At 73.7% G+C, this 2577-nt stretch carries 3 protein-coding genes; all 3 read left to right on the forward strand.

Annotated elements, in window-relative coordinates; all coding sequences use genetic code 11:
- Positions 1 to 64: 64 nt before the first annotated feature.
- Positions 65 to 547, forward strand: coding sequence for a hypothetical protein (locus CCR87_RS00195; RefSeq protein ID WP_201155330.1), 483 nt, complete (start codon positions 65 to 67; stop codon positions 545 to 547).
- A gap of 96 nt (positions 548 to 643) precedes the next feature.
- On the forward strand, positions 644 to 2179 hold the full coding sequence (locus CCR87_RS00200) for a hypothetical protein (protein ID WP_201155331.1): 1536 nt from the start codon (positions 644 to 646) through the stop codon (positions 2177 to 2179).
- The coding region (locus CCR87_RS00205; RefSeq protein ID WP_201155332.1) for a hypothetical protein at positions 2179 to 2577 on the forward strand (399 nt) is incomplete at its 3' end. The genes CCR87_RS00200 and CCR87_RS00205, both read left to right, overlap by 1 nt.

Below are 2577 nucleotides of genomic sequence, written 5' to 3' on the forward strand. Positions count from 1 at the left end.
TCCGGGGGTCGGTGATGCGGGCCGGCCCGGCCCGCATCACCGACCCCCGGACAGGAGACCTGCCATGATCCGATCCGCCACCCGCCCCCGTGGGCACATGACCCTGACCCTGCTGGACCGGGACGACCGGCCCTTGCGGCGCCACGAACACCCCAACGAGGTGCTGGACAGCGGCCGCGCCGCCCTGCTGGAGCTTCTGAGCGGCACCGTGACCTCGGAAGGGCTGAGCCTCGTGCTGGCGCTGGGCGACTTCAGGCCCGATGTGGACGCCATCACCCAGGGCGTCGGCGTCCTGCCCCTGCGCAATGCCCGCAATCCGCGCTTCAGCGTGGGCAAGGACGGGCTGGAGGCGATCTTCCGCGGGGATGCCAGCCGGGATGCGCAGATCATCGGTGCGGCGCTGATGCTGTCGCTGCGCCCCCCGGAAGACATGCGCGGACGCGACGTCCGGCGCCCGGTGCTGTACAATTTCGCCAAGCTGGCCGAGCCGGTGGAGGTGGAGGCCGAACAGCCGCTCAGCGTGCGGTTCACGCTGACGATGGAATGACGCGCGGCCCTGCCCGGCTGGGGGCTGGGCCGCCACGCAGGGGCGGAGCGGGGCGGTCTGCCGGGCCGCGGCCGGCCGCAGGCGGGAGGGTCCGAGATGGCAGAACCACCGGTGGAGTTCGAACGCGGCATGCCGCTGACGGCGGCGCGCCTGAACAGGCTGCAGCGCCTGATCCTGGAGGCGTTGCGGGACCACGACCATAGCGGCGGCGCGCAGGCCGGCCCACTGGGCCCCGGGGGACTGGCCGCGGGCGCGGTGACCGGCCCCAAGCTCGCCGACGGGGCGGTGGAGGGCCGCGCGCTGGCCGGGGAGGCGGTGGACGACCGCGTGCTGGCCGCAGGGGCCGTGACCGCACGGGCCCTGGCCGGCGGGGCGGTGGGCACCGATGCGCTGGCAGGCGGCGCGGTGAGCGAGGAGAAGCTCTCGGATGGGGTGCTGCGGCTCATCCGGGCGCGCAGCGATCAGGTCTCCTCGGCCTCGCAGGTGATCTGGCGCGATCCGCTGGAGGTGTTGCGACCGGTGATCGACCAGCCCGCCGTCGGCATTCTGGAAACCTTCGTGCGGCCCGAACTGGTGTACTGGGAGCCCTCGGTCGTCGCGCTGGATGTCGAGGGTCGGCCGGTGAAGCTGATCCCCGAGCTCGGTGGTGCGCGGCTCGATGTGGTGGAGCTTGTGCACGACGATCCGCGCACCGGCGCGCTCTATCGCGAGCTCGACACCCGCGTGGTCCGCGCGGCCGAGGAAATCGGGGCGCTGGGGGCGGTGCGGATCAACCCGCGGACCGCGGGGATCGCCACCGGCGCCGGCCTGCACCCCGCCGCCGGGCGCGACATGGCCGAGCCGGTCGCCGGGGTGGGGGCGATGGCGCCCAACATGGCGATGATGGCGATGACCGCCGCCCCCCCCGCCGCCGCGGACCCCGGCGCGCCGGTCGCGCTGACCGATGCCGGCACCCAGGTGGCGCATCGCATGACCGCGGTGGTCAGCCTGGACGACAGCGGCCGGGGGACGTCCTTTTCCACCGAGGCGGCCAGCTTCACGCCGGCCTTCGGCGGCAAGGAAAGCTTTCTCGAACCCGGCGAGAGCGTGTCCTACACCTCCCTGCAGACCACCGCCCAGAAGGCCCGCGCGGCCGGGGGGCTGTCCCGGACCCTCTACAATCTGGGCCTGGACGAGGAATATCTGGAGGCTGCGGGCGAGACGGAGACACTGAGAGCCGCGCTGATGCAGGCGCTGGAGGGGAATGTCGCGTTCTTCGGCGCGGACAACCCGTTGTGGACGCCCGGTGGCTGGTTGCCCGAGATTCTGGAACGGCCACACATGTTCGGCACCGGCTATGCCCTGTCGGGCGGGCGCAACGTGCTGGACGTCACGCGCCAGCGCGACCAGCCAACCGGTGCGCGCTGGGTGCGGGTGCGCTTCGTCACGCCCTATCGGAACGCGGCCTATGCCGTGACGGTGACCCCGGCCCAGCGCGAGGATTTCGCGCTGATCTGCCCGATGATCCGGGCCAAGCGCCGCGACAGCGTCGACATCGTGTTCCGCGCCCTTCCGGCGGCGGGCGGGCCGGTCACAACGCTGGACAAGGTCAGCTTCGACCTCGCGGTGTTCGGCGAACTGGAGAAGGCGTGATGCTGGGCGCGCTGCCGGGGGTGACCGCGCAGCGCCTGGCGCGCCGCATCGATGCGGTGGCCGGACCCGACGGGATGGGGGCCTTTGCCGCCCCCTGCCGCGTGGCCGCCGAGGCCGGGTCGCTGGCGTCCGAACCTTCGGCCGGGCTGGCGCTGGCGCTGGCCGAGGTGCGGTTCGCCGACAGCCTTGGCCGGCGCGACCCGGGCGAGACCGGCGAGGCCAGGTTCACCGCCGACGCCACGCTGGAGCTGACCGGCCCGCTGGCGGTGACCCCGGCCACCGGCATGCCCGGGGGGGTTGGCGCGGATGGGCGCGACCTGATGCTGGCGCTGACGCTGGACGCGCTTGTGGCCGAGGGCGAGGGGGCCGGGCCGCCGGACCGGGCGGATTGGCTGGCG

This window comes from Rhodobaculum claviforme (genome assembly GCF_016653255.1).
GTDB classification, from domain to species: Bacteria; Pseudomonadota; Alphaproteobacteria; order Rhodobacterales; family Rhodobacteraceae; genus Rhodobaculum; species Rhodobaculum claviforme.